Source organism: Devosia indica, from assembly GCF_003056405.1.
Lineage (GTDB): Bacteria > Pseudomonadota > Alphaproteobacteria > Rhizobiales > Devosiaceae > Devosia > Devosia indica.
Genome location: NZ_PYVZ01000009.1, coordinates 56,631 through 77,987 on the forward strand (window position 1 = coordinate 56,631; position 21,357 = coordinate 77,987).

At 63.0% G+C, this 21,357-nt stretch carries 20 protein-coding genes; 9 read left to right on the forward strand and 11 right to left on the reverse strand.

Annotated elements, in window-relative coordinates:
• Positions 1-2: 2 nt before the first annotated feature.
• From DDE76_RS10345 to DDE76_RS10360, 4 genes are all read left to right on the forward strand, one after another.
• Entirely contained in the window at positions 3-470 is a 468-nt protein-coding gene (locus tag DDE76_RS10345; protein WP_104892887.1) for a YbaK/EbsC family protein, read from the forward strand.
• Positions 452-1,090, forward strand: a complete 639-nt coding sequence (locus DDE76_RS10350; protein ID WP_157955751.1) for a class I SAM-dependent methyltransferase — start codon at positions 452-454, stop codon at positions 1,088-1,090. Before DDE76_RS10345 ends, DDE76_RS10350 begins: the two co-directional genes overlap by 19 nt.
• Before the next feature lie 128 nt (positions 1,091-1,218).
• Positions 1,219-1,641, forward strand: coding sequence for a PACE efflux transporter (locus DDE76_RS10355; protein WP_104894854.1), 423 nt, complete (start codon positions 1,219-1,221; stop codon positions 1,639-1,641).
• A 96-nt stretch (positions 1,642-1,737) separates the two neighbouring features.
• Positions 1,738-2,916 (forward strand): GGDEF domain-containing protein, encoded by a 1,179-nt coding sequence (locus DDE76_RS10360; RefSeq protein WP_104892885.1) that lies wholly within the window; start codon positions 1,738-1,740, stop codon positions 2,914-2,916.
• Between the two features lie 3 nt (positions 2,917-2,919).
• Here DDE76_RS10360 and ispG read toward each other — a convergent pair whose 3' ends face one another.
• Positions 2,920-4,161, reverse strand: a complete 1,242-nt coding sequence (gene ispG / locus DDE76_RS10365; RefSeq protein WP_104892884.1) for a flavodoxin-dependent (E)-4-hydroxy-3-methylbut-2-enyl-diphosphate synthase — start codon at positions 4,159-4,161, stop codon at positions 2,920-2,922.
• 81 nt (positions 4,162-4,242) lie between these two features.
• On the opposite strand from ispG, the gene DDE76_RS10370 reads away from it, so the two are divergent.
• Complete coding sequence (locus tag DDE76_RS10370) at positions 4,243-5,229, forward strand: arabinan endo-1,5-alpha-L-arabinosidase (protein WP_104892883.1); 987 nt, start codon at positions 4,243-4,245, stop codon at positions 5,227-5,229.
• Between the two features lie 54 nt (positions 5,230-5,283).
• Entirely contained in the window at positions 5,284-5,574 is a 291-nt protein-coding gene (locus DDE76_RS10375) for a YkvA family protein (protein WP_157955752.1), read from the forward strand.
• A 53-nt stretch (positions 5,575-5,627) separates the two neighbouring features.
• Here the strand turns inward: DDE76_RS10375 and pyc are convergent, their stop codons facing one another.
• The 7 genes from pyc to DDE76_RS10410 form a co-directional block, all read right to left on the reverse strand.
• Positions 5,628-9,068, reverse strand: a complete 3,441-nt coding sequence (pyc, locus tag DDE76_RS10380; protein ID WP_104892881.1) for a pyruvate carboxylase — start codon at positions 9,066-9,068, stop codon at positions 5,628-5,630.
• A 109-nt stretch (positions 9,069-9,177) separates the two neighbouring features.
• Entirely contained in the window at positions 9,178-9,594 is a 417-nt protein-coding gene (locus tag DDE76_RS10385) for a protein tyrosine phosphatase family protein (RefSeq protein WP_104892880.1), read from the reverse strand.
• A 111-nt stretch (positions 9,595-9,705) separates the two neighbouring features.
• Positions 9,706-11,208, reverse strand: a complete 1,503-nt coding sequence (locus tag DDE76_RS10390; RefSeq protein WP_104892879.1) for a putative bifunctional diguanylate cyclase/phosphodiesterase — start codon at positions 11,206-11,208, stop codon at positions 9,706-9,708.
• Between the two features lie 194 nt (positions 11,209-11,402).
• Positions 11,403-12,455, reverse strand: a complete 1,053-nt coding sequence (locus DDE76_RS10395) for a quaternary amine ABC transporter ATP-binding protein (protein ID WP_104892878.1) — start codon at positions 12,453-12,455, stop codon at positions 11,403-11,405.
• 1 nt (position 12,456) lies between these two features.
• On the reverse strand, positions 12,457-13,326 hold the full coding sequence (locus DDE76_RS10400) for an ABC transporter permease (RefSeq protein ID WP_104892877.1): 870 nt from the start codon (positions 13,324-13,326) through the stop codon (positions 12,457-12,459).
• 133 nt (positions 13,327-13,459) lie between these two features.
• Positions 13,460-14,488, reverse strand: coding sequence for an ABC transporter substrate-binding protein (locus DDE76_RS10405; protein WP_104892876.1), 1,029 nt, complete (start codon positions 14,486-14,488; stop codon positions 13,460-13,462).
• Between the two features lie 237 nt (positions 14,489-14,725).
• On the reverse strand, positions 14,726-15,769 hold the full coding sequence (locus tag DDE76_RS10410; RefSeq protein ID WP_157955753.1) for a glycine betaine ABC transporter substrate-binding protein: 1,044 nt from the start codon (positions 15,767-15,769) through the stop codon (positions 14,726-14,728).
• Between the two features lie 235 nt (positions 15,770-16,004).
• Here DDE76_RS10410 and DDE76_RS10415 point away from each other — a divergent pair, with 235 nt between their 5' ends.
• Positions 16,005-17,201, forward strand: a complete 1,197-nt coding sequence (locus tag DDE76_RS10415) for an ABC transporter substrate-binding protein (RefSeq protein WP_104892875.1) — start codon at positions 16,005-16,007, stop codon at positions 17,199-17,201.
• Between the two features lie 151 nt (positions 17,202-17,352).
• Here DDE76_RS10415 and DDE76_RS10420 read toward each other — a convergent pair whose 3' ends face one another.
• The gene (locus DDE76_RS10420; protein ID WP_104892874.1) at positions 17,353-17,751 is read right to left on the reverse strand and encodes a RidA family protein; all 399 of its coding nucleotides are present in this window, start codon (positions 17,749-17,751) and stop codon (positions 17,353-17,355) included.
• Positions 17,752-17,870: 119 nt separating this feature from the next.
• Between DDE76_RS10420 and DDE76_RS10425 the strand changes: the two genes are divergently transcribed.
• The gene (locus tag DDE76_RS10425; protein WP_104892873.1) at positions 17,871-18,470 is read left to right on the forward strand and encodes a TetR/AcrR family transcriptional regulator; all 600 of its coding nucleotides are present in this window, start codon (positions 17,871-17,873) and stop codon (positions 18,468-18,470) included.
• Positions 18,471-18,473: 3 nt separating this feature from the next.
• A complete protein-coding gene (locus DDE76_RS10430; RefSeq protein WP_104892872.1) occupies positions 18,474-19,061 on the forward strand; it encodes a class I SAM-dependent DNA methyltransferase in 588 nt (195 codons plus the stop codon).
• On the opposite strand, the gene DDE76_RS10435 is transcribed toward DDE76_RS10430, so the two are convergent.
• The gene (locus DDE76_RS10435; RefSeq protein WP_104892871.1) at positions 19,058-20,353 is read right to left on the reverse strand and encodes a branched-chain amino acid ABC transporter permease; all 1,296 of its coding nucleotides are present in this window, start codon (positions 20,351-20,353) and stop codon (positions 19,058-19,060) included. The two genes, DDE76_RS10430 and DDE76_RS10435, sit on opposite strands and share 4 nt — an antisense overlap.
• Positions 20,350-21,354, reverse strand: a complete 1,005-nt coding sequence (locus tag DDE76_RS10440; protein WP_104892870.1) for a branched-chain amino acid ABC transporter permease — start codon at positions 21,352-21,354, stop codon at positions 20,350-20,352. Before DDE76_RS10440 ends, DDE76_RS10435 begins: the two co-directional genes overlap by 4 nt.
• Positions 21,355-21,357: the final 3 nt, after the last annotated feature.

Here is a 21,357-nt window from a genome sequence, read left to right on the forward strand (position 1 = left end):
TCATGAGCCTTGATACCGTCCGTGCCGATCTTGCCACCCGCGCGCCCGATCTTTCGGTCATCGTCACCAGCGATTCCACGGCCACGGTGCAACTGGCCGCGCAAGTGCATGGTGTCGAACCCGGTCAGATCGCCAAGACCTTGTGCATCCGCGTCAATGGCGACGAAGTCCTGCTGGTCACGCGCGGCGATGCGCGGCTCGACAACCAGAAATCCAAGGCTGCTTTTGGTGGACGGCCCCGCATGCTGGGCGCCGAGGATGTGCTGCGCCTGACCAGCCATCAGGTCGGCGGGGTCTGTCCCTTCGGCCTGCCCGCGCCGCTGAAGATCTACCTCGATACCTCGCTCAGGATTTATGATCTGGTGATTCCGGCCGCGGGCGACACACACTCCTCGGTCAAGCTCAGTGTGGACCGGCTCGCCGAGCTGTGCGGCGGCAAATGGGTGGATGCGTGCCAATTGCCGGACTGACCCAGCGCGCCGAAAATTTCATTGCCCAGCGCCTGACGCTGCGGGCCCTGCCGTTCCGGCCCGATATTTCCATCTATACGCCGACCCCGCAAAGCGGCTTGATCGGCTGGCTGGCCAGCGAGGGGCTGGACGATATCCCGCCCTATTGGGCCTATGCTTGGGGCGGCGGCGCAGCACTGAGCCTCTATCTGCGCGATCATCCCCAAGAGCTGGCGGGCAAATCCGTGCTCGATTTCGGCGCCGGTTCGGGCCTGGTGGGTCTTGCCGCCGCCAAGGCGGGCGCAGGCCAGATCTGGGCCATGGATGCCGACCCGGTGGCGCGTGTGGCACTGCAACTCAATGCGGCGGCCAATCAGGCCGGGATCGCCCTTTGGGAACTGCCGCACCTGCCCGATGCAGCAATCGTGCTGGCCGGCGATGTGTTCTACGATCCTGCAATTGTGGCCGATACGCTTCCGCTGCTCGAGACGGCGGCCAAGCGCGGCGCGCGCGTTCTGGTGGGCGACCCGTTTCGACGCAGCCTGCCGCTCGACCGGCTCGAGCCATTGGCCACCTATCAGGTGGACGACATGGGTGGCACCGCGCCGGTACGCGCCGGGGTTTTTGCCCTGCACCCCTAGACTATCGGATATGCCCGAACGGCCTTGCCCGGTCTTGCCCCAGGGCCTATATCGAGCCGGCAAGCGAGGACGACCTCCCCCATTCCGGGATCAGCGTTCGGGACGGCCCGGAACTCATGGAGCTTTCCATGCGGACCACCGCCGACCGTATTCGCCACGCCATTTCCTTCGAAATCATCGGCATCCTGATTGCCACGCCACTGGCGGCCTTCGCCTTTCACCTGCATGCCGGCGACAGCGCCGTCATCATCGTGGGCAGCGCCACCGTCGCCATGGTCTGGAACTATGTCTACAACCTGGTTTTCGACAGGGTACTGAACAGGTTTACCGGCACCACGCTCAAATCCGGCCCGGTGCGCATTGCCCATGCGGTATTGTTCGAGATCGGCCTGCTGATCATGCTGATGCCGCTAATCGCGCATTATCTGGGCATTTCGCTCTGGCAGGCGCTGGTGATGGATCTGGCCTTTGCGCTGTTCTACATGGGCTATGCGCTGGTCTTTAACTGGGCCTATGACCGGCTCTTCCCGCTCCCCGAGTGGCAGGCATGACATCCTGGCGGAAAATTTTACAGCTTCGCAACGCTCGCTTGGCATAGTCCACGTTCAGAGCGGGGCCATTCCGGTCCCTTTGCGAGGTTCCTTACGGTGCCGAACACGCTAGCAACATCGTTCTACACCGGACCGGACGCGCCCACGGGCGAAGCCTGCGAGGCGCAGTTGCGGCAAGGATTCCGCAGGCTGCGCTTTGCGCCGGCGCTGGAAGCACAATATCAGCGCCTGGTCGTGGCTGAGGCCCAACGGCCGGTGTTGATCATCACCCTGTCCGCGCTGATCATCTGGGGCGGCTTTGCCATCTTCGATGTCGTACGGCTCGACCTTTATGCCACCTGGCCCCCGGCGCCCGATATCATGGTCCTGCTCGGCGCGCGCTGGCTGGTGCTGGCTCTGCTGCTGGCCTGCCTGCTGCCGCGGCTGAGCCGGCCCGAACTGCTCGAGACCAAGGCCTTTACGGTCTACCTGCTGCTCTGCCTGGCTGTTGCCCTGACCGCCGTGATCTACAAGGCCAATGGCATCCCATCGGCCGACACCGCCCAGATCGTGGTGGTGATGGCGGCCTTCCTGCCCATCGGCCTGCGCTTTTACCGCGCCCTTGCCGCCAGCATCGCCATGGTGGCCTTCACCACCATTGCCGGCATTACCGTGCTGCAGCCAGATCTCTGGCAGGCGCAGATGATGCTGCTGGCCGTGATGATCATGGCCGTTCCGGTGGCTGCGGTGGGGGCTTATCTGCGCGAATATGCCCATCGCCGGCAATTCCTGCTCGGCGCTATCCTGCTGCATCAGGCCCAGTTCGATCCGCTGACCGATCTGGCCAATCGCCGCCTGTTCCAGCGTCATGCCGCCGCCGCCATCGCCCATGCCGGGCGCACCGACGAGCCCCTGGTGCTGGCGGTAATCGATATCGACCACTTCAAGGCCTTCAACGACCGTTTCGGCCACACAGCGGGGGACGAGGCATTGCGGCAGGTTGCCGATGTCATCGGCGATACGGCACGGCGCCCCATGGACATGGCCGCCCGTCTGGGCGGCGAGGAGTTCGCCGTGCTGCTTTACGGCACCGGCCTTGAACATGCCCGCTCAATCCTTGAAACCATGCGCAACAATATCGGCCGCATCGCCCTGCCCGTCGGCGCGAACCTGTCAGTCAGCATCGGTGCCACCGCGCTGGGCGGGCTTGAAACGCTCGACCAGATCTATGACCGTGCCGACAATCTGCTCTATGTCAGCAAGAATGATGGCCGCGACCGGATCACGCTCGGCTGAGCCCTATTCGGCGGCGTTCTGCTTGCCGGAACCGAATTTGCGCTCGATATAGTCGGCCACCATGGCCTTGAACTGATCGGCCACATCGGCACCCCTGAGGGTCGCGACTTTTGCCCCATCCACAAAGACCGGCGCCGCCGGGGTTTCCCCCGTGCCGGGCAGCGAAATGCCGATATTGGCATGCTTGCTTTCGCCCGGACCGTTGACGATGCAGCCCATCACCGCCACCGACAGTGTCTCGACGCCCGGATAGCGCTCACGCCATTCGGGCATGGAGGTGTTGAGGTGATCCTGAATATCCTTGGCCAGCGTCTGGAACGTCGTCGAGGTGGTGCGCCCGCAACCCGGGCAGGCCGCCACCACCGGCAGGAATTGGCGGAAGCCCATGGTCTGCAGCAACTCCTGCGCGACTTTCACTTCCGTCGTGCGGTCACCGCCCGGTTCGGGGGTCAGGGAAATGCGAATGGTGTCGCCAATCCCCTGCTGCAGGAGGATGCCCAGCGCCGCCGAAGACGCGACAATGCCCTTGGACCCCATGCCGGCTTCGGTGAGCCCCAGATGCAGGGCATAGTCGCAGCGTGCCGCCAGATCCTGATAGACGGCAATCAGGTGCTGCACATCGCTCACCTTGGTGGAAAGCAGGATCTTGTCGCGGCCCATGCCCAGTTCCTCGGCGCGGGCAGCCGAGAGCAGCGCCGACTGAATGATCGCCTCGCGCTGCACCGCAGCGGCCGAAATCGGCGTGTCCGACGCCGCATTCTCATCCATCAGGCGGGTCAGCAATTCCTCGTCGAGCGAGCCCCAATTGACCCCGATACGCACTGGCTTGTCATAGCGGTTGGCAATTTCAATGAGCGTGGCAAACTGGGTGTCGCGCTTGGCCTTGAAGCCCACATTGCCCGGATTGATGCGGTATTTCGCCAGGGCCTCGGCGCAGGCCGGGTGGTCTGTCAGCAGCTTGTGGCCGATGTAATGAAAGTCGCCCACCAGCGGCACGTCATAGCCCATGGAGGCCAACCGGTCGCGGATGATCGGCACGGCGGCGGCGCTTTCATCCCGGTCCACGGTGATACGCACGATTTCCGAGCCGGCACGGGCCAGTTGCATGACCTGGCGCACTGTCGCGTCGATGTCAGCGGTATCGGTATTGGTCATGGACTGCACGACCACCGGGGCGCCACCCCCCACCATGACGCCACCCACATTGACGCCCACCGATTGCCTGCGCGCTGCCGGTCCGGCCATAGTATCACCTCGTGTTTGCGCCACAGATAAGCCCGCAAGGCTAGAGACGCAATGTTACGCTTGCGTGATCGGGGAGGATCGATGCCAAAGCCCAAGACGCTGCCCATGGGGCTCCTCCTGCTGGCCGCCATGGCGCAGCCCGCGTCGGCAGCACCGCTGACCGGCAATATCGCCATTCACGATCCCACGATTGCCGTGCTTGAGGACGGGCTGGTTTCTTTTGCCACCGGGGTCGAACGGGCGCCCGATGGCGGGCAGATCCGCACCAAGACCTCCCCCGACGGTCTTGACTGGCAGGAAGGCGGCGCCCTGCCCGGCGGCATGCCCGACTGGGTCAGCGCGGAGCTGGGCCTGACCCCGCCCAATCTATGGGCCCCTTCCGTCTTCGAGAAAGATGGCACTTATTATCTCTACTACGCCGCCTCCAGCTTTGGCCGCAATGACAGCGCCATCGGCCTGATGACCAATAGCGATCTTGAGGCCTCCGATCCCACCGCCGGCTGGGTGGACCGGGGCATCGTTCTCCGCTCCCATCGAAGCGATGATTTCAACGCTATCGACCCATTCCGCATCGATAGCGGCGGCAGGGCCTGGCTCGCCTTCGGCTCGTTCTGGGACGGCATCGGCATGGTCGAACTTGATCCCGCCACCGGTCTTGCTCTGCCCGGCGTGGAGCGAAAGCCACTGGCCTCGCGCGGCGGCGGCGCCATCGAGGCCCCGGCCATTCTCGAACGGGACGGGCAGTTCTATCTCTTTGTCTCCTTCGACAAATGCTGCGCCGGCACGGCATCGACCTATCGCATCATGGTAGGCCGGGCCGACACGATCACCGGGCCCTATCGCGACCGGAACGGCACGCCCATGCTCGAGGGCGGCGGCACCGAACTGCTCGCCTCGGATGGGCGCGTCCGTGGGCCGGGTGGGCAGGAGGTGTTCCTGCGCGATGGCGCGCCCTGGCTGGCCTATCACTGGTATGACCGCGATCAGGGCGGCCTGCCCAAACTGGCGCTGACGCCACTCGGGTTTGACGAGGAGGGATGGCCGGCAATCGCGCCGCCTCAATTGTGATCGTGCTGATCTTGAACGCGGTTCGCGCCACCCCATCTATCAAGCATGATGACCATGCTCCTCACCCGCCTCGTTCTGTTCCGCAAGGAAGTCGTGCAGCTCTGGAAAGCCTTCCGGGCGCCCGAGACGCCATTTCACCTCAAGGCCGCGACGCTGTTCGTCGCCTTCTATCTGGTGAACCCGTTCGACATCCTGCCCGATTTCATCCCCCTGCTCGGCTGGGTGGATGACATAATCCTGGTGCCGCTGATGGTAAGCTGGATCGTCTCCCGCCTGCCGGTGCCGGCCAAGGTCTATTCTGGCAAGTATGGCCCGACCGTGGATGGCACGGCGCGGCGGAAATAAACGCAGTGCGACCCGCATGAAGTAAGGCCCGGATCGCTCCGGGCCTTTATGATTTACTCCAGCCGCACCAGCAAATCCTTGGCGTCGATCTGGTCACCGGGCTTGATCAAGAGTTCGGCCACGGTGCCATCGGTTTCCGCATGGATGGCGGTTTCCATCTTCATGGCTTCGATCGAGCAGAGCACGTCACCGGCCTTGACCGCCTGGCCCAGCTTGACCGCCAGGGTCGAGATGACGCCGGGCATGGGGGCGCCGACCTGCTTGGGATCACCTGCTACCGCCTTTGCCCGTACGACCACGTCGCCGGCCTTGAGACGATCGGGCACGGTGATGGTGCGCGGCTGGCCGTTAAGATCGAAAAAGCAGCGCACTTCACCCTTTTCATTGGTCGGGGCGCGGCCCTGATAGGTGACCACCAGCGTCTTGCCCTTTTCGATATCGACCAGCAGTTCGTCGCCTTCCTGCAGCCCATAGAAATAGACCGGCGTGGGCAGCACTTCGGTGGGGCCGTACATCTCCTGGGTCTTTTCAAAATCCGAATAGACTTTCGGGTACATCAAATATGATGCGAGGCGATAATCATCGACCGGATGCCCGACCTCCTCGGAGATCTTTGCGCGCTCGGCTTCAAGATCGACATCCTTCAAATAGGAGCCGGGCCGCTCGGTCAGCGCCGTCTTGCCCTTGAGCACCTTCTTTTGCAGCTTTTCCGGGAAGCCGCCCGGCGGCTGGCCCAGATCCCCGGCAAAGAAACCGACCACGCTGTCGGGGAAGGCGATGTCCTTGTCCGGATTTTCCACATCGGCGCGGGTGATGCCGGCCGAAACCATGGCCAGCGCCATGTCACCCACCACCTTGGAGCTCGGCGTTACCTTGACGATGTCGCCGAACATCTGGTTGACGTCGGCATAGGTCTGGGCGACCTCGTGCCAGCGGGTTTCCAGGCCCAGCGAGCGCGCCTGCTCCTTGAGATTGGTGAACTGGCCGCCCGGCATTTCGTGCAGATAGACTTCCGAGGCGCCACCCTTGAGATCGCTCTCGAAGGCCCGGTACTGGGTGCGCACGGCTTCCCAATAGAACGAAATCTGCCGGATCGCCTTGGCGTCCAGCCCAGGATCGCGATCGGTATCGGCCGTGGCCGCGACCAGCGACCCCAGCGTGGGCTGGCTGGTGGTACCCGAAAGAGCATCCATTGCTGCATCGACCGCATCGACGCCGGCATCGACAGCCGCCAGCACCGTGGCTGCTGCAGCGCCCGAAGTGTCATGGGTATGAAGATGAATCGGCAGGCCGATCTCTTCCTTCAGCGTCGCAATCAGCTTGCGCGCGGCAGCCGGCTTCATCAGCCCCGCCATGTCCTTCAGGCCCAGCACATGCGCGCCGGCCGCTTCCAGCTCCTTGGCAAGCGCCACATAATATTTCAGGTCGTACTTGGCCCGGTCGGGGTCCAGCATGTCGCCGGTATAGCAGACCACACCCTCGCACACCTTGTCGGCCTCGATCACCGCGTCCATCGAGACGCGCATGTTCTCGACCCAGTTCAGGCAGTCAAAGACGCGGAAGATGTCGACACCACCCTCGGCGGCCTGCTTGACGAAGAACTTGACGACATTGTCGGGATAATTGGTGTAACCCACCCCGTTTGAGCCGCGCAGCAGCATCTGCGTCAGGATATTGGGCGCGCCTTCGCGCACCTGCCGCAACCGCTCCCACGGGTCTTCGTTGAGGAAGCGCATCGAGACGTCGAAGGTGGCACCGCCCCAGCATTCAAGACTGAAGAGGTTCGGCAGGCCGCGCGAATAGGCCTGGGCAATGCGGGTGATGTCGAAGGACCGCATGCGCGTCGCCAGCAGCGATTGATGCGCATCGCGCATGGTGGTGTCGGTGAACAGGACCCGCTTTTGGTCCTTCATCCATTTTGCCAGGCCCTTCGGGCCATCGCGATCCAGCACCTGCCGGCTGCCTTCGATGACCGACAGAGCCGGAAATTCGGGCACGATGGGCGCGGCGGCATCTTCAGGAGGACGTGGCCGGTCGCGCACTTCGGGATGGCCGTTGACCGTGACATCGGCGATATAGCTCAAGAGCTTGGTCGCCCGGTCCTTGCGCGGCTTGAAATTGAACAGGTCCGGCGTCGTGTCGATGAAGCGCGTGGTGTAGCGGTTCTCGACAAAATCGGCATGGGTGATGATGTTTTCGAGGAACGCCAGATTGGTGGCGACGCCACGAATGCGGAACTCGCGCAGGGCCCGATGCATGCGGGCAATCGCCTCTTCGGCGCTGGGCGCCCAGCACGTGACCTTTTCCAGCAGCGGATCGTAGTAGCGGGTGATGACCGCGCCCGAATAGGCCGTGCCGCCATCGAGACGCACGCCAAAGCCGGTGGCGCCGCGATAGGCGGTGATGCGGCCATAGTCGGGAATGAAGTTCTGTTCGGGGTCTTCGGTGGTCACCCGGCACTGAATGGCATTGCCATTGAGCTTGATGTCTTCCTGGCGTGGCACGCCCGATTCCGGGGTGCCGATGACGGCCCCGTCGAGCAGGTGGATCTGCGCCTTGACGATGTCGATGCCGGTCACTTCCTCGGTGACCGTGTGCTCCACCTGGATGCGCGGATTGACTTCGATGAAGTAGAATTCATCGGTATCGGCATCCATCAGGAATTCAACGGTGCCGGCGCCGCGATAATTGGCAGCCTGGCCAAGGCGCACAGCGGCATCGGTAAGGCTCTTGCGCACCGCGTCGGAAAGATAGGGCGCGGGCGCACGCTCGACCACTTTCTGGTTGCGCCGCTGCACCGAGCAGTCGCGCTCGAAAAGATGCACCAGATTGCCGTGATCGTCGCCGATGAGCTGCACCTCGACATGGCGGGCGCGCTCGATCAGCTTTTCGAGATACATTTCGTCCTTGCCGAACGCGGCCTTGGCCTCGCGCTTGCCTTCCGAGACTTCGGCCACCAGGGTGGATTCATCCATGATGCGGCGCATGCCGCGCCCGCCGCCACCCCAGCTTGCCTTGAGCATCAGCGGATAGCCGATTTCGGCGGCCATCTTCTTGACCGCGTCCATGTCGTCGGGCAGCGCCTCGGTGGCCGGCACCACCGGCACATTGGCCTTGATCGCCATATTGCGGGCGGCGACCTTGTTGCCCAGATCGCGCATCGTCTGGGACCGCGGGCCGATAAAGATGATGCCGGCATCCTCGCAGGCATCGACAAATTCGGGGCTCTCCGAAAGCAGGCCATAGCCGGGGTGAATCGCATCGGCACCCGAGATGCGGGCGATGCGGATATATTCCTCGATCTGCAGATAGGCTTCGACCGGGCCCTTGCCCTTGCCGATCAGATAGGCCTCGTCGGCCTTGAACCGGTGCAGCGCCAGCTTGTCTTCTTCAGCATAGGCGGCGACGGTCTTGAGACCCAGTTCATTGGCCGCGCGGAATACGCGGATGGCGATTTCGCTGCGATTGGCGACGAGAATTTTCTTGATGGGCATGGATGTCCGTTCCGAGCAGGAGGGGCAAAGGGCCTGATTTCAGGCCCGGCTCAGCACCGCAACGGAAGGAGGACGGAGGTCCGTCCGACCGCCGCAGAAATGTTCAGTCTCAGTTCTGGCCGAGATATCCGGCCAGATGGCTCATGTCATAGCCGGCCTCTGCCGCCTGGGCGATGATCTGGCTGGCTGGGGCATCCCCGGCCTGGCTCAGCGCCCAGAGCGTGGTCGAGCGTGTTCCCGAACGGCAGAAACAGAACACCTTGCCGTCGCTCCCCTCAAGCACGGCTTTGGTCTGGGCAACCATCTCCGGGTTCACGCCGTCGCGGCCGAGTGGAATGGCATGATAGGCCAGCCCCGCTGCTTTGGCAGCCGCCTCGATCTCGGCGCCGGCCGGCTGGTCGGGCGCTTCCCCATCGGGGCGATTGTTGACGATGGCAGTAAAGCCGAGATCCTTGAGCGTTTTCACGTCTTCCGGCTGGATTTGACCCGAGACGCTGACGTGATCGTTGATCCGCTTCAATTCCAAGGCTCGATACTCCCATAAGCCAGAGGCTGCGACGGCCCGTTATAGCCACGCGGCTACCGGTGACGCAACTGGCACGGGCGCAAAGCTGTCATAAGCCTGTCAGAATGCCCCTCAGGCAGCGCAGATCACCTTGTCGCGCGTCAACGGCTGGGGCCGGCCAAGATGGAAGCCCTGCAGGCCTGTGCAACCGGCGGCCGCCAGCGCCTGCGCCTGTTCTTCAGTCTCTATGCCCTCGGCCACCACCTGCAGCGACAGGCTGCGCGCAATATCGCACACTGCCGACACGATCATGGCACTGACCGGATTGGTGGTGAATTCGGACACATAGGCCCGGTCGATCTTGATGATATCGAAGGTGAAGTCGCGCAGATAATGCAGGCTCGCATGGCCCGCGCCGAAATCATCAATAGCAATGCGCACCCCCATGGCCCGCAACTCGGCCAGGGTTTCCATTTCCACGCTTCCCGCAACCAGCGGTGCATTCTCGGTGATCTCGACAATGATTTCGGTCACAGACGTGCCTGTCTCCACCAGGATATCGGCGAAGGCCTCGGCAAATTCGCTGCGGCGCAATTGCTTGGGCGAGACATTGATGGCCACGGGATGGCCCAGCCGGCGCTGGTCGGCGCAGGCCCGCCGTAGCACCCATACGCCCAGCCGGTCGATCAGATTGCTCTGTTCGGCCACGTCGATGAACTGACCCGGCGCTATGGTGCCGCGCACCTGGTGCCGCCAGCGCACCAGCGCCTCGTAGGAGCGCACCTGGCGTGTCTGACTGTCGAGAACGGGCTGATAGTGCAGCTCCAGCTCATCCATCAATATGGCCGCGCGCAGTTCGCGTTCGACAAAACGGCGATGCCGCTCATCCCCCAGCATGTCCGGATCAAAGGGCACCACGCAGCCCCGGCCGGTCTGCTTGCCCTTGTACAGTGCCAGATCGGCAATGGCGATCAGGTCGGTTGGATCGTCGCTGTCGAGCGGGGCCAGCGCCACCCCGATGGTGGCCGACAGCCGGGTCATGCGCCCGTCAATATTATGCGGCTGTCCAAGCTGGCGCAGCAATTGCTCGCCCAGCCGGCACAGCGCCGGCTTGTTGTCATGGCCGGGGATCAGCACCCCGAACTCGTCGCCGCCCAGCCGTCCGATAATGGCGCCCGGCATCAGCGCCTGCATGTCGCGCACCAGCGCCTTGAGAGCGGCATCGCCCGCGCCATGCCCGGCGCTGTCATTGAGCACCTTGAGATTGTCCATGTCGATCTGCAGATAGCCCAGCGCACCGAGCGATCCGCGATGCGCCCGTGCCTGCAGCTCATCGAGAAAATAGGACCGGGTGAACGTGCCGGTCAGCGCGTCGCGATGGGCCATGTCGAGCTGCTCGGTCATGGCGCTTTCCGCTTCGGCAAGCCGCCGGCGCATAAGACGATGCGCCACCGACATGATGACCGGAATGATCCCCGACAATACCGCCATGGCAGCACTGACATAGGCAGACATCTCTCCGGTAAACAGGCAAAACAGGCTCAGCGCCAGCAGCAGGCCAGCCACCAGCCCCACGGCTAGGCGCAGCCGATGATAGGCATCGTTGACATTGGCGAAGGCGGGGCGAATACGCATGCAGCAAGACCTGGTCGGCGAAACAGCGGCCGCGGCAAGAATTGCCCATCAAGTCTGAACGAATGCTAAATGATTGAAATTATGACAGTAATTCTTCGCCAAGCAAAAAGGGGCGGCACCCTATTCATCGTCCATAACAGACCGATGACAAGGCGTGCCGCCCCTCGAATCAGGCTTAACGAAAGACTGACGCGTCAGCCCTCGCCGACGCCGGGGGTATAGCGGGCCAGGGCGCCGATGACGCGCTTGGCCGTGACCCGGCCGATCTGGGTGCCCTCCTCATTGGTGACCCCCACCCATTGGTGCTCGGCAAAATAGGGCAATACATCCTCGCAGCGCGCCGTTTCGGGTACGGTGAATTCGCACGCCTCGAACGCGCCGCGCTCCATGATGGTGCGGACATGGATGGCACGGGCCTTGTTCACCTCGCGCACGAACTCCTCGATATGCTCATTGGCGGGCTTGAGCACGATGTCCTCTGGCTTGCCCTCCTGCTGCACCGCCCCATCCTTGAGCACGGCAATGCGGTCGGCGATCTTGAGCGCTTCATCGAAATCGTGGGTAATGAACAAGATGGTCTTTCCCAGCGTTTTCTGCAGTTCGATCAACTGATCCTGCATCCCTGAGCGGATCAGCGGGTCGAGCGCGGAAAAGGCTTCGTCCATCAGGATGATGTCGGTGTCGAGCGCTAGGGCGCGGGCCAGGCCGACGCGTTGCTGCTGCCCGCCCGAGAGCTGGCGGGGCCGGCTCTGCTCATAGCCCGACAGCCCCACCGTATCGATCCACTTGGCGGCCTGCTCCAGTCGTTCGGCCCTGGGCACGCCGCGCACTTCCAGGCCATAGGCGACATTGTCGATGACCGAGCGATGCGGCAAGAGGCCGAACTTCTGGAACACCATGGCCACCGAATTGCGGCGATAGGCCCGAAGCTCTTCCAGGCTCATCTTGAGCACATCGGTGCCATCCACGATGATCTCGCCCGCAGTTGGCTCGATCAGCCGGTTGACGTGGCGGATCAGGGTCGACTTGCCCGAGCCGGACAGGCCCATGACCACAAAGATCTGGCCACGCGCGATGTCGAGCGAGACATTGTCCAGCCCCACCACATGATTGGTTTCGGCCTGCACCTCGGTCTTGGTCTTGCCCGTGCGGAGCAGGTCCAGGGCGCTTTGCGGATCATCGCCGAAGATCTTGGTGACCCCGCGCATGCGAATGGCGAGATCCGTGTCTAGCTTGATTTCATTCATCTTAACGGGTCTCCGCCAGGCCGATCTTGGCCTGGAGCTGCTTGCCGAAGGACTGGGTGATACGGTCAAAGACAATGGCCAGGACCACAATGCCGAGACCGGCGAACAGGCCACGGCTGACCTCAAGCCGGCCAATACCCTGCAACACCTGGTAACCCAGGCCACCCGCACCGATCATGGACGCAATCACCACCATGGCCAGCGCCATCATCGTGGTCTGGTTGACCCCGGCCAGGATTGTCGGCAGCGAGAGCGGAATCTGCACGCCGAACAGGCGCTGGCTGGGCGTGGTACCAAAGGCCCGGCTGGCCTCCATCACTGCCGGATCGACCGAGCGCAGGCCCAGATCGGTCAGGCGCACCAGGGGCGGCGCCGCATAGACGATGGTGGCGATCAGCGCCGGGATCTTGCCGGGGCCGAAAATCATCACCGTGGGGATGAGGTAGACGAAGCTGGGCATGGTCTGCATCAGGTCAAGCAGCGGCGTGATGACCTGGCGCACCTTGCCCGAGCGGCTCATCCAGACCCCGAGCGGAATGGAGAAGATGATGGCGGTCAAGGTCGCCGCGATCATCAGCGCCATGGTGGTCATGGCGTCTTCCCACAACTCCATGATGCCCAGGAACAACAGGGAAACCAGCACGATCACCGGCAATTGCCAGCGCCGCGTCGCCAGCCAGGCAACGCTGACCAGAATGGCCATGATCAGCCACCACGGCGTGGCGATCAGCACGTCTTCAATGAAGTTGAGCAGCATCAGCAGCGGATAGGCCGCCGCCTCGAACTCATCGCCCCAATTGCGCACAACCCAGTTCAGGCTGTCGTCAATGGCCCGGCGCCAGGGGCGGGTATCGATTATTTCTGGAAACATTTTTGCTCTTTCTTGCAAAGAGAAGCGGTCTCGGCGTGCGATCCCGAAGCCAGCAGAGAGTTGGTTTGGGGATCAGACGCGCAAAGCGGCCGGGTCGGGACCCGGCCGCTATTCGCAAAGTCAGGGACTGGTCTTAGCCAATCGCAGCCAGCACCTTCTCGGCGACCTCGGCCGGGACCCATTCGGTCCAGACGTCCTGCTTGGTCGCAAGGAAGTTCTCGGCAGTCTCTTCGGCGTCAGCCTGGTTCTCGTCGCCATAGACCAGCAGCTCGGATATCTGCGCATTGGTCAGGCCAACCTTGGTGAAGTACTCGGCAACGGCCGGGGCTTCTTCCTGGATCCAGGCAGCAGCGCCAACAACAGCGGGGCTGGACGGATAGGCCGTCACGCCGGCCGGCTCGTCACAGTCCGGATCGGTATTGCAGGCATAGACGTCCATATTGGCTTCGCCAATTTCAAGCTGCACGGCCGGATACTTGCCCAGGATGGCGGTCGGACCCCAGTAGTAGAACAGGATCGGCTCTTCACGTGTGAAGGCACGGGCGATCGAGGCATCGAGCGCACCACCCGAACCGGGCGAGAACAGGTTCCAGGTGTCTTCCATGTCGAACGCCTCGAACAAGGCGGTTGTCGACAATTCGCAAGCCCAGCCCGGCGGGCAGGAATAGATGCGGCCCTGGCTGTTGTCCTCCGGATCGGGGAACAGGTCCGGACGGGCGATCACAGCTTCAGCCGTGGTCAGGTCCGGATTGGCTTCCTGGGTATATTGCGGGATGAACCAGCCTTCGACCGTACCATCGGTGATGGCGTCGGACAGCTCGACCACGGTGCCTTCTTCAATGGCTTCAGCCCAGGGCTCTTCAATGGCACTGGTCCACAGCTCGGGCGCCACGGCAGGGGTGCCGCGGGTCATCATGGACGAGGAGGTCGGCACGGTATCACCGGCCACGATCTCCACGTCACAGCCATAACCCTGTTCCAGGATCGTCGCATGAATATGCGCCAGGGCCGCGGCGGAGGGCCAGGACATTTCGGCAATATCAATGGTGCGATCGGTGCCGCACTGGGCAGCGTCGGCTTCCTGTGCGACGGCCGGGAGGCTGCCAGCGGACAAAAAGGCAACAGCGATCGCGGCGGCTACGCCACCGGATTTCAAAATCATCAGGTATGCTCCTGCGGTTGTGGAATGCACACGACTTTAATCGTGGCAGAATTGTGTGTCAAATCGGCCACTATTTGGGAACCAACAGACTTATCGCGCCGGAATTTCTTGTCAAATAGACTGGCACACTTGGTCTATAAACTGAAACAGCTTCACTTCTTGATTGTTCAAGAAGCGAACATGTAGAAAATTGACTGATTCAAGTCGAAAAAATATCAGTCCGGTCGCCCGAGGATGCTAGAGCGGGGCGTCGACCCAATCGCGCCACAGCGCAGCCCTTTCGGCAACGAAACGCTCGGCAATGGCCTCGATCGTCACCCCGCTTGCGTTGAGCTGGGCGAGCAGATCATTCATCTCCTCGAGCGGCAGGCTGGCCCGCTGGAAATAGCGGGCAATCTCGGGCGTCTCGGTAAAGACCCGCTCGACCAGCGCGATTACCACAGTATCGCTGGGAAACGCCGAGGGCTGGGGGTCGGCACAATCGCGCTCGGCCAGGCATTGGGCGGCGGCCTCATCATAGGCGCCCATGTCGATGGCAGTGAAATCGAGCTGGGCGAGAATGGCATTGGGCTGCCAGTAATAGAACAGGAACGGTTCGCGCCGGTTCAGCGCCTCGGCAATCAGGCGGTCCATGTCCAGCCGGTTGGCCGGTTCGACGATTTCGACCATCCCGGAAAGCCCATGCGCGGTCACCAGATTGCGGTTGATGATCGAACAGGCCCAGTCGAGCGGGCAGGAAATGAAGCGCACGGGTCCGTCCGGCTGCAACTGCGGCAGGGCTTCGGCCAGGCCGGCGGCGGTCGGCGTAGCGCCGAGATTGCCCGCCAGGGTCGCAGGCATATACCAGCCCTCGAACTGGCTGGAGGTAAAGCTGGGCGCGGCACTGCGGACCATCTGGCCTTCCATGGCCCCATTCCACAGATCGGCAATGCGGTTGATCCAGAGTTCGGGGGCCACCTGCGGCTGGCCGATTGAGCTCATCGAAGAGGCCGTGGCGGCCTGGTCGCCCTGCACCACCCGCACCTCGCATTCGAATTCGGCAGCCAGGATGCGTGCGTGAATTTCTGCCAGCAGCGCTGCAGATGGCCAGCTCATACGGGCAATCGACAGGGGCCGGGTGCCGCAGACCGGAGCCGGCGCGTTGGCGTCCGCCATGCCCGGTCCGGCGGCATCCGATCCCACTGCATCCTGGGCAGTATCGAGCACTTCGAACTGTGCCCTGGCCGGCTGCACCATCAGGACCAGACCCAATATGGCGATGACGCGGCAAAGATGGAGCATTCTGGCTTCCTGGCGAGCGCTTTCGGACTGGATGCCAGTCTTGCCCGCACCGGACCCGTTAAGCAACCGCAACGCCTCATGGAATTGGCGCGCAAACCCCGGTGACATGGCGGCCAAGAGTGTGCAACAGTCCCCACCAGCGGGGCGCCCAACGCGCCCCCTTGACCGTTGACGCGCCGCAAGAAGCGAGGCCAGCAAGGCCACCCGGCGCGCAACATCAAACAGAGGGACGTCCATGTTCAAGAAAACCCTGACCCTGGCGGTCGCCGCCACCACCCTGACCATCGCCGCTCCGGCCCTGGCCCAGGACAGCGGCGCCACCATCGGTTTTATCGGCGGCTTCACCGGCCCGATTGAATCCCTGACCCCGCCGATCTTTGCCGGCGCCGAACTGGTGGTGGACCAGGTCAATGAGCAGGGCGGCATTCTGGGTGGCGAGCTTGCCATCCTCTCGGCTGACGGGGCCTGCGACGCCACCGCTGCCGCTGCTGCCGCCGACCGCCTGATCAATACCGACAATGTCACTGGTGTGGTGGGTGCCCTGTGCACCGGCGAAACCATTGGTGCCTTCAACGGCTCGGGCCTGAGCGGCAATGTGGTCTTCATCTCGCCGGCCTCTTCGGCCCCGGCCCTGACCACGCTGGAAGACAATGACCTTGTCTATCGCACCACCCCGTCCGATGCGCTCCAGGGCGTCAAGATGGCCGACCTGCTGCTCGCCAAGGGCATCAACGATATCGCAATCACCTATGTGAACAACGACTACGGCAAGGGTTTTGCTGACGCGCTGGCCGCCGCCTATGAGGCCGGCGGTGGCACCGTGGCCGCTAACCTGGCCCATGAAGAAGGCAAGGCCGACTACCGCGCCGAGCTGGGCAACCTGGTGGCCAGCCAGAACCTGGTCGTACTGGCCTATGCCAATGCTTCGGGCAACACCATCCTGCGCCAGGCTGTCGAGAGCGGCAACTTCACCACCTATGTCGGCGGTGACGGCATGGTTGGCGACGACCTGCTCAACGGCATTGACGCTGCGGCCGTCGAAGGCATGATCGCCACCCGCGCCGGCGCACCGAGCGGTGAATCGGTCGATATCTATAACGGCTTTGGCGGCGAAGGCTTTGAAGCCAATGCCACCTATGCCCCGCAGGCCTACGATGCCGCTTTCCTGATGGCCCTGGCCATCGAGAAGAACGGTTCGGCCTCGCGCGATGGCCTCTCTGCCGCCCTGCGCGACGTGGCTTCGGCCCCGGGCGAAATCATCCGTCCAGGCGAATGGGCCAAGGCCAAGGAACTGATCGCGGCCGGGACCGACATCGACTATGAGGGCGCCGGTGGCGCGCTCGATTTCGACGAGGTCGGCGACGTTGACGGCATCATCGTCGAACTGGCCGTCGAAGGCGGTTCCTTCGTCGAAAAGGGCCTGATTGACTAACTTGTCATCGTCCGAAGCTTTGCTTCGGCAAAGCCCTCCGGCGCAGGGTTTTAAGATCACAAGGCCCGAAGCGCTACGCGCGCAGGGCACGAACACACTGACACCAGAGGCCCGGGAGCGATCCCGGGCCTTTTCAATGTCGTGCACAGAGTCAGGCCGCTTGCGGGATACGCGCAATCACCTTGATCTCGAAATCGAAACCGGCCAGCCAGTTGACCCCGACCGCCGTCCAGTTCGGATAGGGCTTGTCGGAGAACGCCTTCTGCTTGGCGGCCATGACCGCGCCGAACTGGGCCTCAGGATCGGTGTGAAAGGTGGTCACGTCCACGATGTCATCGAAGCTGCCGCCGGCGGCAGTCAGGACGGCACGCAGATTGTCGAAGGCCAGTTGCACCTGGGCGGCAAAATCGGGCTCCGGCGTGCCGTCGGGTCGGGAGCCGACCTGGCCGGAGACGAAGAGCAGATCGCCCGAGCGAATGGCGGCCGAATAGCCATGTGCTTCGTAAAGGGCGTGACGATTGGCTGGAAAGACAGCTTGGCGCTGGGTCATGGGAGTGCCTCAAAAAGGGTGGGAGAACTTGCGCTGTATTTCAGATACAGTGCGTATATGAAATATGAAGCGAACCCCCTCTTGTCAACTCACATACATCTTGCATATGAATTCGGGCCATGAACAAGCGTTTGCAGCAAATGGCGCAGAACCGCGAAAAGCTGATCGAGGCGGGTCGCGACGCCTTCGCCCGGCATGGCTTTGCCGGTGCCTCCATGGAAGAGCTGACCGCCGCGGCGGGGCTGACGCGCGGCGCGCTCTACCATAATTTCGGCGACAAGCGCGGCCTGCTGGCCGCCGTGGTCCACCAGATCGACGAAGCAATGGCCACCGAAGCCCAGGCGGCAGCAGCCCGCTATGACGACCTCTGGCTGCGCCTGCTGGCCGAGGGCGAAGCCTATATCGAAATGGCCATGCGGCCGGAAGTGCAACGCATCGTCCTGCTCGACGGCCCGGCTGTTCTGGGCGACCCATCGCGCTGGCCCAGCCAGAACGCCTGCCTGCAGTCGACCAAGCAGAGCGTGCGTCAACTGATCCAGGAAGGGATATTCCGGCCAGTCGATGTGGAGGCCGCCTCGCGCCTGCTTTCGGGCGCCGCACTGAACGCGGCCCTCTACGTTGCTGCCAGCAGTGATCCAGCGGCGACGCTGCCAAAAGCGATTGAAAGCTTCCGCACCATGGCTGAAGGATTTTTGGTGGAGCGCCCGGGCGGGGAATGACTCATGCGTGATGGGCAAACCCTGCGCTTCTACGCCGACAATGCCGCCGCCTATGCACGGCATAGGACGCGGCCGTGTGGCGATCAACTCGACGCCTTTCTGGCCGCATTGCCCAAGGGCGCCCGCATTCTCGAGCTGGGTTGCGGCAATGGCATGGATGCAGCGCATATGCGCGCCCAGGGATTTGACGTTGATGCCACAGATGGCACGCCTGCGTTGGTGGCCGAGGCACAAAAGCGGGTTGGAGGCGCGGCCCGCCTGATGCTGTTTGACGAATTGGAGGCCGAAGCGGCCTATGACGGCGTCTGGGCCTGCGCCAGCCTGCTGCATGTCGTAGCAGCATCCCTGCCCGACATCCTTTCCCGCGTGCGGCGGGCCCTGCAGCCGGACGGGGTCTTTGTGGCCAGCTTCAAGGCCGGAACAGGCGAAGGCCGGGACCCCTATGGCCGCTACTATAACTATCCAAGTGCAAAGCAGTTGGACGGTGCGTATCGAGCGGCCGGTTGGTCCGATTTCACGCTCGAAACGAACATGGGCAGCGGCTTTGACGCGCTGCCCACTGTGTGGCTTTGGGTTACGGCGCGCCGTTAACTCCGCGCATCCTCGCGCTTGACCACTTCCGGGATCAGACCCTTGGGGGCGAAGCGCAAGGCAATGGTGATGGCCATGCCCAGCACGAAGACGCGCATCTGGGCCGAGCGGGCCTCGATCTCGGGAATGGCGCCCCAGCCGGCATTGGTCGACCAGTAGCTAACAAAGTCGAACACCGCCTTGCTCAGCGGCTCGGACACCACCCAGACCAGCCAGAGCAGCACGGCGCCGAACAGCGCGCCCCAATTATTGCCCGCGCCACCCACGATGACCATGACCCAGATAAGGAAGGTGTGGTTGATCGGCTGATAGCTGGAGGGGTCGAAGATCTGCACGAAGCTGACCAGCATGGCCCCGCCAATGCCCATCAGAACCGAGCCGAACACGAAGATTTCGAGCTGCCGCGAGGTAACGTTCTTGCCCATCGAAGAGGCGGCGACGTGATTGTCGCGAATGGCCCGCATCATCCGGCCCCAGGGCCCCGAATAGGCGCGCGAAATCAGCCACATGACGATGGCCAGCACCACTAGCGCCAGCACCAGATAGCCGGCGCGCGCCGCGATCAGCGAGGCGGCGATATCCATGCCACCGGCCTGATAGTCCTGCGGCAGCGGTGTGGGCCAGGGAATGGGCGAGACCGTCAGCGTGCCGCGGGTCAGCCAGTCCATGTTCTTGATCAGCGCGCGGATGATTTCGGAGATGCCGATCGTGGCAATGGCGAGATAGTCGGTGCGCAGCCCCAGACAGATCTTGCCCACGATATAAGCGATGCCGGCTGCCAGCACGCCACCGAACAGCCAGCCGAGCACGGGATGGGCGCCCAGCCCCCCGACCCAGCCGCCACCGGCGCTTTCGATATAGGCCGCTGCCGGATCGAGCTGGCTGCGATAGAGCACATAGGCGCAGAACCAGGCCAGCACTGTCAGCGCGCCCTTCCACTTGCCGGTAATGCCGATCCGATGCGCCTGCCGTGCTGCCAGAACGATCAGCGCCCCGACGGCAAAGGCGAACAGTGCCCGGCCCAGCATCATCGGGCCATCCGAGCCCCAGAATTCGGGATTGACCGGGAAAGAGATGAAGGTGACGGCAGCGCCGCCCAACATGAGAAAGCCCATGATGCCAAAATTGAACAACCCGCCATAGCCCCACTGGATATTGAGGCCGAGCGCGATCAGCGCATAGGCAGCCGCCTCGACAAGGCGCGAACTGGTAAAAGGCAGGCCCATCACCCAGCCAATGACCAGGATAAGGACGAACAGGCCGCCAAACAGGGCGAGGGAACGCTGGATCACGACGATGCTCCCTTGAAAATACCGGTGGGCCGGACAAGCAGGGTCACGACGAGAATGACGAAGGCCACGGTGAGCTTGTATTCGGTGGGCACCAGCGCCAATTGGGCTGGCAATTGCAGCCAGTCCGGAAGAATGGCGTTGAGCGGCCGGAACAGCATGGTCCAGTTGAACACGGCCAGCGTTTCGGCAAAGCCGATCAGCAGTCCACCGGCAATGGCGCCATAGGCCTGGCCGAGGCCACCCACGATGGCGGCGGCAAAGATGGGCAGGATGATGTTGAAGGCCAAATCGGGCTTGAGCGTCACATCGAGCGCCAGCATGGTGCCGGCCATGCAGGCCAGCGCCCCGGCAATCACCCAGGTGACGCGCACTACCAGCGCGGTATTGATGCCCGAGACCTGCGCCAGATCGGCATTATCAGCCATGGCGCGCATCGCCTTGCCCAGCCGCGAACGGGTGAGGAAGAAATGCAGCGCAATGACCGACACCAGCGTCACCACGATCATCAGAACCTGCGGCTCGGTGATCACCAGCGGCCGGGTGGAGCCGATGGCCGAGGTGTCGATGCGGAAGATTTCCTTGGGCTCGTTTTCGAAGAAGGAATAGGACCCCGCGCCGAAAAACAGGCGGATCAGCCCCTGGATCATCAACGTGACGCCAATCGAGGCGATCAGCAGCGTCACAGGCTTGGCGCCGCGTTTCCTGAGGGGTGCGTAAAAGCCCTTGTCGATGCCGAGCGCCAGAATGGCGGCCAGCACCATGGCCAAAGGCAGCACCACAAAGCCCGTCGGGATCGGCGTCGCAATGCCCCAGGCGGCAAAGGCCGAGGCGAGCAGGAAGGCGATGAAGGCGCCGCCGGTCATCAGCTCGGAATGGGCGAAATGGGCAAAACGCAGAATGCCGAAGATCAGCGTGATGCCGATGGCGCCCAGCGCGTAGATGCAGCCCAGAACCAGGCCGGAAATGACCACCTGGTTGATAAAGAAAATGATTTCGGTCACGGC

Bases quoted from the DNA above. Each gene is read 5' to 3' on its own strand.
- DDE76_RS10375 (WP_157955752.1), top strand. From the start codon at position 5,284: ATGCTCCTCACCCGCCTCGTTCTGTTCCGCAAGGAAGTCGTGCAGCTC.
- DDE76_RS10400 (WP_104892877.1), bottom strand. From the start codon at position 13,326: ATGTTTCCAGAAATAATCGATACCCGCCCCTGGCGCCGGGCCATTGAC.
- DDE76_RS10390 (WP_104892879.1), bottom strand. From the start codon at position 11,208: ATGCGTATTCGCCCCGCCTTCGCCAATGTCAACGATGCCTATCATCGG.
- DDE76_RS10370 (WP_104892883.1), top strand. From the start codon at position 4,243: ATGCCAAAGCCCAAGACGCTGCCCATGGGGCTCCTCCTGCTGGCCGCC.
- DDE76_RS10425 (WP_104892873.1), top strand. From the start codon at position 17,871: ATGAACAAGCGTTTGCAGCAAATGGCGCAGAACCGCGAAAAGCTGATC.
- DDE76_RS10355 (WP_104894854.1), top strand. From the start codon at position 1,219: ATGCGGACCACCGCCGACCGTATTCGCCACGCCATTTCCTTCGAAATC.
- ispG (WP_104892884.1), bottom strand. From the start codon at position 4,161: ATGGCCGGACCGGCAGCGCGCAGGCAATCGGTGGGCGTCAATGTGGGT.
- DDE76_RS10415 (WP_104892875.1), top strand. From the start codon at position 16,005: ATGTTCAAGAAAACCCTGACCCTGGCGGTCGCCGCCACCACCCTGACC.
- DDE76_RS10410 (WP_157955753.1), bottom strand. From the start codon at position 15,769: ATGCTCCATCTTTGCCGCGTCATCGCCATATTGGGTCTGGTCCTGATG.
- DDE76_RS10395 (WP_104892878.1), bottom strand. From the start codon at position 12,455: ATGAATGAAATCAAGCTAGACACGGATCTCGCCATTCGCATGCGCGGG.
- DDE76_RS10405 (WP_104892876.1), bottom strand. From the start codon at position 14,488: ATGATTTTGAAATCCGGTGGCGTAGCCGCCGCGATCGCTGTTGCCTTT.
- DDE76_RS10345 (WP_104892887.1), top strand. From the start codon at position 3: ATGAGCCTTGATACCGTCCGTGCCGATCTTGCCACCCGCGCGCCCGAT.
- DDE76_RS10420 (WP_104892874.1), bottom strand. From the start codon at position 17,751: ATGACCCAGCGCCAAGCTGTCTTTCCAGCCAATCGTCACGCCCTTTAC.
- DDE76_RS10430 (WP_104892872.1), top strand. From the start codon at position 18,474: ATGCGTGATGGGCAAACCCTGCGCTTCTACGCCGACAATGCCGCCGCC.
- pyc (WP_104892881.1), bottom strand. From the start codon at position 9,068: ATGCCCATCAAGAAAATTCTCGTCGCCAATCGCAGCGAAATCGCCATC.